Raw genomic sequence first — 12,695 nt, 5'->3', positions numbered from 1 at the left:
TTTTAGGCTTTTTTAAAAAAATATATTGAGATTTAGACCAATGCCAAACGTAAACAAAGTAACTGTGATGGGTGTACTAGGCCGTGACCCTGAAACTAAACAATTTCCCAACGGTGGCAGCGTTACGACATTCAGCGTTGCAACATCCGAGTTTTGGAAAGACAAGACCACAGGCGAGCGCAAAAGTGCTACAGAATGGCACAGAATCACCACTAACAACCGTTTAGCCGAGATTGCGAGTAAGTACCTCAAGAAAGGTGGGAAGGTGTATATCGAAGGCTCACTACGCACAAGGAAGTGGAAAGACAATAAAGGAGCGGATCGGGAAGTAACCGAGATTCGAGCAGATGAACTGCAATTGCTTTAATCGAAGCTCCCTAAATATGGGGAGCTTTTTTTATGCCTTAGATTCGATTAGATCGGCAAAGTCTAATTAGACAAATTGCACTAGATCAGGTTTGAACTATTAGAAATAAAAGAGCACCCAGAGCATTTCACTTTAATAACTCACAGTTACTTTCGCGTATTAACGACTGGGCTTTTATCTTTCTCAATTCTTCGTCATATATAAAATCAAGTTTTGAATCTTTGAAAATTTTATCAAATGCTGCTTGGGCTACAGTGGCAAAAACCTGACCTGCAATAAAATCAGCATTTGGCCCGCTAGTCATGAGGTAGATTGATGGAACATGCTCATATGCTAACTTTTCATTAATACGATTTGTTCTCAAGTATGAGATAAAATCAATACTAGATTTATAGCCAAGCCCAAACATTTCTTGAGCTTCTTTTTCTTTGTTTAGGTAATTATAGAATGCATAACAATTGTATGATGCTATGCTCAGTTTTGCTTTATTGATAGCTTCGGCATCATTGGTTGAAGCAAAAACACTACTCCCAACAAAGAGCATAATTAATATTAATTTTTTCATAAAAATCCCCCATCGAAACGAGGATTTTATAGCACATATATTAATATGCCGCCTAGACTTCGGGTTTTGACAGGTTTAAAGCGTTTGGGCATTCGCACTTGAGCATCTTTGAATATTAGGTTTTATAAGGTTTTGTATTTTTAAAACTGAAGTTTTCTGAAGTAGGACGACGCAAAATTGCGTTGGCTAACCTGAGTTTTCCGTAGTAGTGATGAACTACGAAACTTTCGTACAGTCATACAGTGTGAGTATGGTCAAGATGACCACCCCTAAAAGCCTAGACCGATAGTGAAATTCCGCTATCGCTATACCATGATTCAAACCTAGACCTTGATTGCCAACCTAAATCATTAGTGAAATCTCTTATTGAGAAACACTGTAAAATGACTGAAACACAGAGTACATAAGGCATTGAGCCTGATTTAATACCTATCAGTTAAAGCGAGGTTATCAATGGAAAAAACACACGGTCAAATTGAAGATTGTTTGAGCCTGGACAGCCGAGTCATGGCTCGATACAAGGTATTTGATGGTGGAGGAAGTAACTCATGGGCATGGCGAAAAGGTGACTCTCAAGAAGTATTTTCATCTATAACATATCACTACGATAACGGCGGTTTAACATTAAGCTACACATGCAACGAGCAGCAGCACCGCTATTTAGTGGATGTTGTCACCACACCATGCAACTACGGTGGAAAGCGATATTGGTTTAATTGCCCAAAGTGTTCTAAGCGAGTTGCAAAGCTATACCTACGCAATTCAATGTTTTTCTGTAGAACTTGCCACAAACTGAACTACAGCACACAGCAGAGTTGCAAACTAGAAAGCACCCGAGTCGGCATGTATAAAATCAGGAATAAACTCAACTGGCAGTATGACACCGCATTTATGAAGTCGTGGCATAAGTTGAAGCCTAAAGGGATGCACTATTCAACCTATAACAGATTGGTACAGAGGCATGACGAGCTAGAGCGAAAGTCAGAGCAATATTGCATTGCAAACTTTCATGCCTTTATGAATAGACATGGTTTAAAACCATCATGGGATTAAACAGGACTTGCACAGTAGTCCAAGCCTTATCATTTATTAACAGCATGACAGCGCAATTTTGCATTTCGGAACAACTACGCGCGCGCACGCGAGGGAGGGAGTAAAACGTGGTTTTAAGGCTTAAAATCCCAATAGAACTACAATGCGATTATTTGGGCGGTTTACTGCTACAAATAGCCTGAACATTGGACTACCCCCCCACTGGGGGGATATGGTCAATCTTGCTCACATTTTAAAACTGACCAAGTGAGTACCTGAGCCACTAAATAGAGGAGCAGCTTAAATACTCTATTTCGCTTCAATCAAATGATGGGAGCGAAAAAATAATTTATTGCTCAAAATAGGGGGGTACAGAACTCATGCAGAGGTTAAATGAGAGGTTAAATATTTTGACCCTATAAAATAATATAATTAAAACAGTAGCTTATAAGTTTTATATATCGCTATCATATGGCGATTTACTAAGTCATTCAGATTTAAATTTCAATCATAAAAAATCCCGCTTTCGAGCGGGATTTTTTATGACATCTTAATGCGATTTATTTAATCCAGCCCATCCGGATTAATGGCGCAAACAGTGACTGATGAATAGTTAAAATAAACTGCATGAGTTTATCCTGATATTTCCACCACAATGGTAATCCAGCTAAATTTACTGTTATTGCAATCAGGAATGCACCCAGCATATCCATCGGAAAATGCACACCGACATAAACACGTGACCAAGCTACTAGCCAAGCTGTCCAGATTAGAATTCTTCCCAAATCACGTTGTGATGAAAAATAACAAGATAGGGAATCCCACTAAAAATACTCATATGATTGCTGGGAAAAGAACCTGTAGGTGCATGTTCGATCAGGGTGCGACCAATATCTATTACAAACGGACGTGGGGTATTCAGGATCGCGGACAATACCTCGCTGATCGACAAGGTAATTGCTGTAAAAATAAATGCCTTGATAATGCCAGTTTTTACTTCATAACTGCCACGGAACCAGGCAATAGCAAAAATCAGCAGAAAGAGATAAACCAGATCATGCGCAATCAGGGAGGCATATTGGATCATCCAGATCGAGGCGTGTTCAGGTACATTTAGGATATGAAACAGGTAAAGATTCAGTTGGTCAAGAGACATGAGCAGAGAGGATTGGTACAAATGTCCGTTACTCTAAACCGGTCAAACCTCAATTCCTACCTGAGTTTGTATGAATTTGTAGCCTTGATTATTAAAGAATATTCAAATGATAGAAAACCACCCAAAAGGGTGGTTCTTAAAAATCCGAATAATATGATGAAATCTTATTTAAACTGAATCGCACCATTGGCACTCACCGTCATTTGCGATTCACCCGCAGCAACTTCCTGCTCTGGAACAGCCATATCCGCCGATGCAGCTTTCATCATGGCCATACGCGGTACAGGTTGTGGTGAATAGTTATTGGTATTCAGATTTAAGTTTACCAGTTGATAACTCGGTTTGTTCCAGGCTTGAGTCAGTGCCTGTGCGCGTTGCTGGAAGTTTTTAGAGGCTTCAATCATCAGCTCATTTTCGACTTTTTTGCGCTTTTCGTCTGAAACTTTGAAGTTAATCGACTGGGTCTGGAAGTGCTGTTGTAATTCAGCAATCAGTTGAGACGCTGCTTTAAAATCTTTCGATTCCAGACGAATCTGGGCACGTCCACGCCATTCTTTCAATTTGCGGTTATCATTGTCATAAATAGGGTAAGTGCTTTGTGCGCCCGTCTCGATTTTCACAGTTGGATATTTGCGCGCTGTGGTAATGGCCTGATTCATTAGCTGGTTAATTTGTGTAGCCAATTCAGCTGGCTGTTTGTTGGATTTTTCAATATAAAGCACGGCATGCATTTCATCATTTGAGATTTCACGACTGGCCTCTGCTGAAAGATTCACAACATTGTAATTCAGCGATTCAGCCGGAGCTGCAAATGCGCCTGTGGCCAAGGTAGATGCAAGGATAAAACTGGTAAGTGCTAAGAGACGCATGAAATTGTCCTGTTTTTCTTAAAATTGGCCATCTAAGCCGTTGTTAAAATATTAAATCTCAATTGTGATCTTTTTACGAAATATTTGTGGTAAGAGTGTTAAATTTTCTTTCATTTTACACTCTTACTTGATTTATGTTTATCGTTAATAATTAAGTGCTTAATGGTGGATTTTAAGCTTTTTTGCCTGAATGTTAGCTGTGCTACAAAAAAGCATAAAAGAACCCGCTTTTCTTTCTGCTGTCACACTGTAAGATGATCATTCAGGTTATAGGTTGGTGTGATGTTTTTTTTCGATAAAGATTAGGACAAAATGCAACTGAAAGTTGTTTATTTTCCTGAAAAATTCGGTATCATCCGCCTCCTAGTTATTTAAATACAAACTGCTAGCTAGAACCTCTTTATAAAGCGCCGAGTCAAAGGACCAAACGTCACCAGACTTATTTCTTTCACCCATATCAGAGATGGTAATTCGATATGAGCGTTACTTCTGTAAACCCTGCCACCAATTCCACAAACGAATACTACTTGACTCGCCAAAGTCAGATGGAATCGAATGTGCGTAGTTATCCACGTAAATTACCGTTAGCGATAGCGAAAGCACAAGGTTGCTGGGTTACCGATGTTGAAGGTACTGAGTACCTTGATTGTTTAGCTGGGGCAGGGACGTTGGCATTGGGCCATAATCATCCTGCAGTCATTCAAAGTATCCAGGATACAATTGCAAGCGGCTTGCCATTGCATACACTGGATTTAACTACGCCTTTAAAAGATGCTTTTACTGAAGCACTTCTTTCTTATCTTCCAGGTGGTCAAGAAGAATACTGCTTGCAGTTCTGTGGCCCATCCGGTGCAGATGCAACAGAAGCAGCCATCAAACTTGCGAAAACCTTTACCGGTCGTAGCTCGGTGATCAGCTTCTCTGGTGGCTATCACGGTATGACGCATGGTGCATTGGCCATGACCGGTAACCTGTCTGCGAAAAACGCAGTTAACGGTTTGATGCCAGGCGTTCAATTCATGCCGTATCCGCATGAATACCGTTGCCCATTGGGTCTTGGTGGTGAAGCGGGTGTTGACGCTTTAACGTATTTCTTTGAAAACTTCATTGAAGATGTAGAAAGCGGCGTGACTAAACCGGCAGCTGTGATTCTTGAAGCAATTCAAGGGGAAGGCGGTGTGGTAACTGCACCTGTGAAATGGTTGAAGAAAATCCGTGAAGTGACTGAAAAGCACAACATCGTGTTGATTCTTGATGAAGTTCAAGCGGGCTTTGCACGTTCAGGTAAAATGTTTGCCTTTGAACATGCGGGCATCGAACCTGATGTGGTGGTGATGTCTAAAGCTGTTGGTGGTAGCTTGCCGCTCGCAGTACTCGGTATTAAACGTAAGTTTGATGCTTGGCAGCCAGCAGGTCATACCGGTACGTTCCGTGGTAACCAGTTGGCAATGGGTACAGGTCTTGCAACGATCAATACCATTAAAGAACAAAACCTGGCGCAAAATGCCCAAGAACGCGGTGATTTCCTGCAAGCTGAGATTAAAAAATTAGCTGCCGAATTCCCATGTATTGGTAACGTGCGCGGTCGCGGTTTGATGATTGGTGTTGAAATTGTGGACGAGCGCCAAAAGGCAGATCACATGGGTTCTTTACCTGCTGATGGTCAATTGGCAGCAGCGATCCAGACGGCGTGTTTCAACAATAAATTATTGCTTGAGAAAGGTGGTCGTAACGGTACGGTAATTCGTTTACTTTGCCCATTGATCATCACGCATGACGAATGTGTTGAAGTGATTGCTCGCTTTAAGAAAGCAGTTGCTGAAGCTCTTGTTGCAGTTCGAGGCGCATAATTCATGGTAGATTTTGCAGAACATCGTAAAGCTTTACTTTGTAATGATGCTGCATCCATCGCTGACTACCAGTCAGCCATGGATCAAGCGACCAAAGCGGTTGCAGCATGGTTGCAAAATGACAAAATGTACACGGGTGGCAGCATTAACGAGCTGCGCAGCGCGATTACGTTTAATCCTTCTAAACAGGGGTTGGGTGTAGAGAAATCTTTAGAGCGTATGGTTGAGTTATTCCTCAACAAGAGCTTAAAAGTACATCATCCGCATTCACTTGCGCATCTTCACTGCCCAACCATGGTGACCAGTCAGATTGCGGAAGTGCTGATTAACGCAACCAACCAGTCAATGGACTCATGGGATCAAAGCCCGGCCGGTTCACTGATGGAAGTTCAGTTAATCGACTGGTTACGTCAAAAAGTAGGTTATGGTGCAGGTCAGGCAGGCGTATTCACCTCTGGTGGTACACAGTCTAACCTGATGGGCGTACTGCTGGCACGTGATGCTTGCATCGCGAAAAACTGGAAAGACGAAAACGGTAAGCCGTGGTCGGTTCAGCGTGATGGTATTCCTGCGGATGCGATGCGTAATGTCAAAGTCATCTGTTCTGAAAATGCACATTTCTCTGTGCAAAAGAACATGGCGATGATGGGCATGGGTTTCCAGTCAGTGGTGACTGTTCCTGTGGACGAAAATGCGCGCATGGACATGGACGCACTGGAAAAAACCATGGCGCACCTTCAAAACGAAGGCAAAATCGTGGCATGTGTGGTGGCAACTGCGGGTACAACCGATGCAGGTGCAATCGATCCACTGAAGAAAGTCCGTGAAATCACCAACCAATATGGCGCGTGGATGCACATCGATGCAGCTTGGGGTGGTGCTTTAATTCTGTCTAACGATCATCGCGATATGTTAGATGGTATCGAGCTGTCTGATTCGATTACGCTCGATTTCCATAAGCATTATTTCCAGACCATTTCGTGTGGCGCGTTCTTGCTGAAAGACGAAGCAAACTATCGTTTCATGCATTATGAAGCGGAGTACTTGAACTCTGCCTATGATGAAGAACATGGTGTGCCGAACCTGGTATCGAAGTCACTACAAACCACGCGTCGTTTTGATGCCTTGAAATTGTGGATGACGGTGGAAGCATTAGGTGAAGAGCTTTATGGTTCGATGATCGATCATGGGGTTGGCTTAACGCGTGATGTAGCAGACTACATTAAAGCGACTGACGGTCTGGAGCTTTTGCTTGAACCTCAGTTTGCCTCGGTACTGTTCCGTGTGGTTCCAGCGGGCTATCCAGTTGAACTTTTAGATACACTGAACCAGAACGTGGCAGATGAGCTGTTTGCACGTGGTGAAGCGAATATTGGTGTGACGAAAGTCGCTCAGGTTCAATCCTTGAAAATGACGACTTTAAGCCCGGTTGCAACGCTGGATAACGTGAAGAACTTGCTGGCGCTGGTGCTGGCAGAAGCGGATCGTATCAAAGATTCAATCGCTGATGGTACTTATACGCCACCCATTGCATAAGTAATGGTGGTGTGAAAAAGGAGATCGAAATGATCTCCTTTTTTTATTTTTGAGTCATAGAATGATCAATTCTATAGGTAGATTCATCAGAAAAATACCGAGTATATGTACTTATTTTAAGCTGTTATAAAATCGTCATCTAATTATGTAACGCTAGGGAGCAGGATTTATCCTGAGTTCAGGTTTATAAAAATTGTTACATGTCATTGGTCTGAAATTTTTTATTGAAGTGAATGACAAAAAGAACTTAATCATTGAAATCCATAAAAATTTAATCAAGAAAAAACTGCTAGATTAAAAATCACTAAATCGTAATAAAGCTGTAACTTATCTGTCATATTCTAAAATCAAAATGCAGGTATCGAAAGAAGTACAAAACTGAATAAAAAGTGGTGTACTCCAAATTGTATAAATGAGAGAGATACTAGAATGCGCTTTACAAATATAGCTTTAGCATTGGCATTAACAGGGGCAGCTGCTGTAACGACTGCACATGCAGCTCGTGACACGATTCAAATTGCAGGTTCTTCAACTGTACTTCCATATGCCAGTATCGTGGCGGAAGAATTCGGTAATACTTTTCCACAGTTTAAAACACCAGTTGTCGGTTCTGGCGGTTCGTCAGGCGGTTTGAAGCAGTTCTGTAATGGCGTGGGTGATAACACCATTGATATCGCGAATTCTTCGCGTCAAATCAAATCTACCGAGCTGGCTGAATGTAAAAAGAACGGCGTTAACCAGGTATTAGAAATCAAAATCGGTTATGACGGTATCGTATTTGCTTCAAATGCCAATAAAGCGGCTTATAAGTTGCGTCCACAGCATGTCTTCGCTGCACTTGCTGCACAACTTCCATCAAATGGGAAAATGGTCGCCAATCCGTATACACGCTGGAACCAAATTGACAAAGCACTTCCGAATGAGCCGATCACGCTGGTGATTCCTGCTTCGAATCATGGCACGCGCGAAGTGTTCCAGGAGAAAATGGTGGATGCAGGTTGTGAATCGTATGCTGCAATTAAGTCTCTAGACAAAGATGCCAAGAAAAAAGCCTGTACCACATTCCGTAAAGATGGCCGTGTAGTTGAAATTGCAGGCGACTATACCGAAACACTGGCACGTTTGAAAACTTCTCCAAGTGCAGTCGGGGTGTTTGGTCTGGGCTTCTATGACCAGAACCGTGACCGCTTACGTGTTGCAACTGTGAACAATGTAGCACCTTCTGAAAAAACGATTTTGAATGGTGCTTATCCGGTATCACGTCCATTGTTCTTCTACGTGAAAGGCGAACACTTGAAATCGATCAAAGGCTTACCACAGTTCACTGAATACTTCCTGAACAAGAAGGTATCAGGTAAGGGCTCTAAGCTGGAAAAAGCAGGTCTGATTTCAATGTCTGATAAAGAACGCGCAGCAGTCCTTGCAAATTTCAAGGCTGGTAAAGCGGTCATTGTAAAATAATCGATGATTTTGAAATCGCTGGTGGTAGGGTCAACCTACCATCGGCTTTTTGCGATAAACAAGTTTTTTCAAACCATGAAAATTGAGAAAACAGTGGAGAATACATGAATCTGCTACTTATAGGTGTGTTATTGGCGATTATGGCCATAGCCTATCAAATCGGATTAAGTAAAAGCCGTAACTTAGCAGGTAAGGGAAGCAATTCTGCAAACTTACACTCGCGTCCCGGATATTATGGTGCACTGGTTGCACTGTGGTGTGGTATCCCTGCGTTTTTAATTTTGATTGTTTGGAATATGGTTGAGCCAAGTTTTCTGGAGCAAGTGGTACTCAACCATTTGCCGCAGGATATTTCGGCCAGTCTGGATCCGGCAAGTCTGGGCGTTGTTGTTGATCGCGTTCAGGCACTTGCCTCAGGTTTCGGTGTCAGTGATACACCTGCAGCCTATGAACTGGCCGCAGCAGAACAGTTAGCTAAATTTTCGACCATTGGGACTTTTGCCAAATTGGCAGTGGTGATTTCGGCTGCACTGGCAGGTCTGGTCTGGGCCAAAAAACGTATTAGCCAGGAATTCCGCGCACGTAACCAAGTCGAGAAAATGATTAATATCGGCTTGGCATTGTGTTCGGGTGTGGCAATTCTGACCACGCTCGGGATTGTCATGTCGATGTTTGGTGAAGCGATGCGCTTCTTCAGCTTCGTCAGTCCACTGGATTTCTTCTTTGGGACTGAATGGAACCCGGGGTTTAGCACCTCTGGCAGTGCTGAAGGCAGTTATGGTTTATTGCCTCTGCTATGGGGTACGCTCATGGTCAGCGGGATCGCACTTCTGGTGGCGGTTCCAGTAGGTCTGATGATTGCGATCTATCTGGCAGAATATGCTTCCCCGCGATTCCGCTCTTGGGTAAAACCTACGATTGAAGTGTTGGCGGGTATTCCTACGATTGTCTATGGTGTCTTTGCCTTGATGATCATCGGTCCATTTCTTAAAGCCATGGGTGCCATGGTCGGACTCGAAATTAATGCCACCAGTGCGCTGACCGCGGGTCTGGTGATGGGCATCATGATTATTCCATTCGTATCTTCTCTATCCGATGACATTATTACCCAGGTGCCACGTGCCTTACGTGATGGTTCTCTGGGGCTAGGTGCAACCAAATCTGAAACGATCCGTCAGGTGGTTTTACCTGCAGCTTTGCCGGGTATTATTGGTGCCTTCCTGTTGGCAGCATCCCGTGCAATTGGTGAAACCATGATCGTGGTACTTGCAGCGGGGAACAGTCCGCAGCTGCATGCCAATCCACTTGAAGCCGTATCTACGGTCACCATTACCATCGTCAATCAATTAACAGGTGATACCGACTTTGCCAGTCCGCAAGCACTGGTGGCCTTTGCCCTGGGACTGACCTTATTTGTGATTACCCTAGGTTTGAACATTGTTGCACTGATCATCGTGCGTAAATATCGTGAGCAATACGACTAATGAGTACTTCAAATACAACGCCTGTGGATCAGCGTGTTGATCCATCCGTCGCTGCCGAGCTGCGTGAAAAGCGTAAGAAGACCATTCAAAGCTCTTTGGGGCGACGTCATCGTAAAGAAAAAACATTCCGTCTATTTGGTTTCTCTGCGGTATTGGCCGGTCTGTTCTTTGTGGTATTGCTCTTCGGCAGTATTTTATCCAAAGGTTTGCCTGCCTTCTGGCAAAGCAGCATGAGTTTGCCGATTCATTTCGATCCGGCCATTGTAGAGATTGGTCCAAAACCCAAGCCAGCTGCGGGAGAGTCTCCGGCGCAGTTTGAAGAGCGTATGATTGCCTGGCAAATGGATGTCGGCATGGTGGACTGGGATGCACTGATCATCAACGGCATGATCGCCAGAGACAGCAAGCTGGAAAGTCAGCGTGATGAACTGGGTTATTTATATACCAGTTCTGAGGCTTATCGCTTACGTGACATGGTCATGAATGATCCAAGTCTGGTCGGTCAAAGCACAGAGGTTAAAATTCTGGCAGATGCCAATGTCGATGTCTGGCTGGCGGGTAATATTGATCGTTCGTTACCAGCAGAACAGCAACAACTCAGTCCTGAAGTACGCCAGGTGGCGGACGAGATGAAAGCCTCAGGTGTAATCGAAAACAGTTTCAATACTAATATTTTTACCAGCCCTGACTCGCGTAGTTCACCGGCAACGTCAGGTCTGGCAGGCGCTTTCATGGGCTCACTGTTCATGATGATGATCGTGATCTTTATCTCGATTCCAATTGGGGTGGCATCTGCGATCTATCTGGAAGAGTTTGCGCCGAAAAACTGGATTACCGATATTGTCGAAGTCAACATCAACAACCTGGCAGCAGTGCCATCGATTGTGTTTGGTTTGCTGGGTGCCGCGATCTTTATTGGCTGGATGCATTTACCGCTATCGGCCCCTCTGGTCGGTGGTCTGGTGCTGAGTCTGATGACTTTGCCAACTGTCATCATCACCACACGTGCATCGCTTAAAGCGGTTCCACCTTCGATTCGTCAGGCAGCGTTGGGCTTGGGTGCTTCACGACTGCAAACGGTTTTCCATCATGTCTTGCCATTGGCTTTGCCGGGTATTTTAACTGGTGCCATTATCGGGGTCGCGCAGGCATTAGGTGAAACCGCACCATTGTTATTAATCGGGATGAGTGCTTTTGTTGCCAGCGTTCCAGCCACACCATTTGATCAGTCTACAGCGTTACCTGTGCAGATTTTCTTATGGCAGGGCAATGAGTTACGTAACTTCTTTGAAGGGCGTACCGCAGCAGCAATTATTGTACTTCTGGCCATGATGATCAGCTTGAACAGTCTGGCCATCTGGTTACGTAAAAAGTTTGAAGTCCGTTGGTAATAGGGGCAGAATCATGAACACAACTGTTATTCAAAACTCCTTAAAAAAGGATCAATCCGTGAATCCACAACAGACACAATTCACTAATGATGAGGCTACACAAAAGCCAGCAACATCGTTTGTCTCCCAATTCGATACGCAAAGTAGCAGCAAAAAAGATGAAAAGTCGACAAATGTGAAACTGAGTACATCTGATGTGCATGTGTACTATGGTGAAGCGGAAGCGATTAAAGGCATTGACCTGAACATTTATGAAAATGAAGTGATTGCTTTTATTGGGCCATCAGGCTGTGGTAAGTCAACCTTTCTGCGTACCCTAAACCGCATGAATGACACCATTGACAGTTGTCGTGTGACCGGTAAAGTCATGCTGGACAATCAGGACATTTATGATCCAAACCTGGATGTGGTCTTGCTACGTGCTCAAGTCGGTATGGTATTTCAGAAGCCCAACCCATTTCCAAAGTCTATTTTTGACAACGTTTCTTACGGCCCGAAATTACATGGTCTTGCACGTGATAAATACGATCTTGAAGAAATTGTCGAAGGCAGTTTGCGTAAAGCCGGTTTGTGGGAAGAAGTAAAAGACCGTTTGAATCAGCCGGGAACAGGTTTGTCAGGTGGTCAGCAGCAACGTTTATGTATCGCGCGTACCATCGCAGTTTCGCCTGAAGTGATTCTGATGGATGAACCATGTTCTGCGCTGGATCCAATTGCAACAGCAAAAGTAGAAGAGCTGATTTCTGAGCTTTCAACTCAATATACCATTGCGATTGTAACCCACTCCATGCAACAGGCAGCGCGTGTATCTGACCGTACTGCGTATTTCCATCTGGGTGATTTAATTGAGGTGAATGCGACCGAGAAAGTCTTTACCCAACCAGACCATCAATTGACTGAAGCTTATATTACAGGGCGTTTTGGTTAATACGATTTTAAAAATAAATCTTTTAAAACAGAATCTTAGGGTTCTGTTTTTTGTTA

General features: G+C 43.6%; 9 protein-coding genes and 2 pseudogenes. 8 read left to right on the top strand and 3 right to left on the bottom strand.

What is annotated here, in order from left to right:
* Positions 1-40: 40 nt before the first annotated feature.
* Positions 41-364, top strand: a pseudogene (gene ssb / locus FTU90_RS07330) (single-stranded DNA-binding protein); the annotation flags it as partial.
* Positions 365-494: 130 nt separating this feature from the next.
* Here the strand turns inward: ssb and FTU90_RS07325 are convergent.
* Positions 495-932 carry a hypothetical protein gene (locus FTU90_RS07325; RefSeq protein ID WP_179990930.1) on the bottom strand — a complete coding sequence of 146 codons (438 nt, stop codon included), beginning with the start codon at positions 930-932 and terminating at the stop codon, positions 495-497.
* Positions 933-1,385: 453 nt separating this feature from the next.
* Between FTU90_RS07325 and FTU90_RS07320 the strand changes: the two genes are divergently transcribed.
* On the top strand, positions 1,386-1,985 hold the full coding sequence (locus tag FTU90_RS07320; protein ID WP_180072129.1) for a hypothetical protein: 600 nt from the start codon (positions 1,386-1,388) through the stop codon (positions 1,983-1,985).
* Between the two features lie 539 nt (positions 1,986-2,524).
* Here FTU90_RS07320 and FTU90_RS07315 read toward each other — a convergent pair.
* Positions 2,525-3,120, bottom strand: a pseudogene (locus FTU90_RS07315) (phosphatase PAP2 family protein).
* Between the two features lie 164 nt (positions 3,121-3,284).
* Positions 3,285-3,989, bottom strand: coding sequence for an SIMPL domain-containing protein (locus FTU90_RS07310; protein ID WP_005096452.1), 705 nt, complete (start codon positions 3,987-3,989; stop codon positions 3,285-3,287).
* Positions 3,990-4,465: 476 nt separating this feature from the next.
* Between FTU90_RS07310 and FTU90_RS07305 the strand changes: the two genes are divergently transcribed.
* The 6 genes from FTU90_RS07305 (at position 4,466) to pstB (ending at position 12,639) form a co-directional block, all read left to right on the top strand.
* Complete coding sequence (locus FTU90_RS07305; RefSeq protein WP_005096454.1) at positions 4,466-5,839, top strand: diaminobutyrate--2-oxoglutarate transaminase; 1,374 nt, start codon at positions 4,466-4,468, stop codon at positions 5,837-5,839.
* 3 nt (positions 5,840-5,842) lie between these two features.
* Positions 5,843-7,375, top strand: a complete 1,533-nt coding sequence (locus FTU90_RS07300; protein ID WP_180072127.1) for an aspartate aminotransferase family protein — start codon at positions 5,843-5,845, stop codon at positions 7,373-7,375.
* 429 nt (positions 7,376-7,804) lie between these two features.
* Positions 7,805-8,836 carry a substrate-binding domain-containing protein gene (locus FTU90_RS07295; RefSeq protein WP_005171700.1) on the top strand — a complete coding sequence of 344 codons (1,032 nt, stop codon included), beginning with the start codon at positions 7,805-7,807 and terminating at the stop codon, positions 8,834-8,836.
* Between the two features lie 104 nt (positions 8,837-8,940).
* Entirely contained in the window at positions 8,941-10,320 is a 1,380-nt protein-coding gene (pstC, locus tag FTU90_RS07290; protein ID WP_180072126.1) for a phosphate ABC transporter permease subunit PstC, read from the top strand.
* On the top strand, positions 10,320-11,711 hold the full coding sequence (gene pstA / locus FTU90_RS07285; RefSeq protein WP_005096458.1) for a phosphate ABC transporter permease PstA: 1,392 nt from the start codon (positions 10,320-10,322) through the stop codon (positions 11,709-11,711). Before pstC ends, pstA begins: the two co-directional genes overlap by 1 nt.
* A 13-nt stretch (positions 11,712-11,724) precedes the next feature.
* The gene (gene pstB / locus FTU90_RS07280; RefSeq protein WP_005171697.1) at positions 11,725-12,639 is read left to right on the top strand and encodes a phosphate ABC transporter ATP-binding protein PstB; all 915 of its coding nucleotides are present in this window, start codon (positions 11,725-11,727) and stop codon (positions 12,637-12,639) included.
* The last annotated feature ends 56 nt before the right edge of the window (positions 12,640-12,695 follow it).

It is taken from the genome of Acinetobacter sp. YH12200, from assembly GCF_013418175.1.
In the GTDB taxonomy this organism is placed as follows: domain Bacteria; phylum Pseudomonadota; class Gammaproteobacteria; order Pseudomonadales; family Moraxellaceae; genus Acinetobacter; species Acinetobacter pseudolwoffii.
Note: the sequence above shows the minus strand (reverse complement) of the source record. Positions and strands in the feature narration are given on the sequence as shown.

Bases quoted from the DNA above. Each gene is read 5' to 3' on its own strand.
- FTU90_RS07310 (WP_005096452.1), bottom strand. From the start codon at position 3,989: ATGCGTCTCTTAGCACTTACCAGTTTTATCCTTGCATCTACCTTGGCC.
- FTU90_RS07295 (WP_005171700.1), top strand. From the start codon at position 7,805: ATGCGCTTTACAAATATAGCTTTAGCATTGGCATTAACAGGGGCAGCT.
- pstA (WP_005096458.1), top strand. From the start codon at position 10,320: ATGAGTACTTCAAATACAACGCCTGTGGATCAGCGTGTTGATCCATCC.
- FTU90_RS07300 (WP_180072127.1), top strand. From the start codon at position 5,843: ATGGTAGATTTTGCAGAACATCGTAAAGCTTTACTTTGTAATGATGCT.
- FTU90_RS07325 (WP_179990930.1), bottom strand. From the start codon at position 932: ATGAAAAAATTAATATTAATTATGCTCTTTGTTGGGAGTAGTGTTTTT.
- FTU90_RS07305 (WP_005096454.1), top strand. From the start codon at position 4,466: ATGAGCGTTACTTCTGTAAACCCTGCCACCAATTCCACAAACGAATAC.
- pstC (WP_180072126.1), top strand. From the start codon at position 8,941: ATGAATCTGCTACTTATAGGTGTGTTATTGGCGATTATGGCCATAGCC.
- pstB (WP_005171697.1), top strand. From the start codon at position 11,725: ATGAACACAACTGTTATTCAAAACTCCTTAAAAAAGGATCAATCCGTG.
- FTU90_RS07320 (WP_180072129.1), top strand. From the start codon at position 1,386: ATGGAAAAAACACACGGTCAAATTGAAGATTGTTTGAGCCTGGACAGC.